Source organism: Corynebacterium sp. HMSC06C06, assembly GCF_001807295.1.
Classification (GTDB): domain Bacteria; phylum Actinomycetota; class Actinomycetes; order Mycobacteriales; family Mycobacteriaceae; genus Corynebacterium; species Corynebacterium striatum.
In genome coordinates, this window is record NZ_KV788476.1 from 1 (window position 1) to 1,036 (window position 1,036).

The window sequence follows — 1,036 nt, forward strand, 5'->3', positions numbered from 1 at the left end:
CTTGGGTTCAGACCGTCGTTGCACCACTTCTAGTACGGAGGTGTTGTTATGGCGCAGCGTCCGCAGGGCACTTTTGTGTCGTTATCGGAGTCGGATAAGGAGCAGTTGCGGCGGTTAATTGCCGGTGGCTTGAGTCTGCGCGCAGCGGTGCAAGAGGTTGGGTGTAATTATCAGCATGCGTATTTCTTTGCCCATTGTGAGCAGTTGATTCCATATAGTCCGCGTGGTCATGATGCTCAGGCTCTTGCGGCGGGCATCGAACTGGTGAGAAAGGGTGTGCGTGTGCATACCGCGGCGCGTCAGGTTGGTGTCTCTGATCCAGTTTTGCGCCGACAGGCGTGCAAGCTAGGTTTGTGCGTGCCGGTCAGTCAGCTGCAACGGCGGATTAATGCCACCGAGCAACGTGTTATTTTCCTGCGTCTGCGACTAGCGAGCTTGTCGACTCGTGATGCTGCTGTAGCTTGTGGTATCAGTTTCCGTAAAGCGTGGGATTTTGACAAAGGGGTGGTCAAATCAGCGCAGACTCACGGTCAGGTATTTGTCCCTGCTGGTCCGGCTGCCGGTGTGTATAACAAGCTTATGAAACGTTTACACAAGCTGAATGCGAGCCCAGGCGAAGCGATGCAACCGTTACCGAAACTAGCTGCTGGTGTCGATCCGTATAAGAAGATTAATAAGCGATATCTCGACCATGACGAGCGCATTCATATTGCTGACTGGCGACGCGAAGGGGTCTCGATCCGCGAGATTGCACGCCGGCTTGGGCGCTGCCATTCCACGATTAGTAGAGAGCTGCGTCGAAACCATAGTCCACAGGGCCCTTATCATGCTGGAGCTGCACAAATCCGAGCTGTAGCGCGCAGAGCTCGGCCACAAATTGGGAAATTGCTTGCTAACCCTAGACTGCGTGACTGGGTTATCGACAAGCTACGGGCACAATGGTCACCAGAAGAAATCCAAGGCCGAATCCGGCTTGACTTTCCTGATGATGAGGACATGCGTGTGAGTGCCGAAACAATCTATGAAGCTTTCTATC

Annotated in this window: 1 protein-coding gene; it reads left to right on the forward strand. The window is 53.7% G+C overall.

Annotated elements, in window-relative coordinates; genetic code table 11:
* Positions 1–48: 48 nt before the first annotated feature.
* Positions 49–1,036, forward strand: a 988-nt coding sequence (locus HMPREF3153_RS12345) for a helix-turn-helix domain-containing protein (RefSeq protein ID WP_141740904.1), incomplete at its 3' end; no start/stop codon positions are given.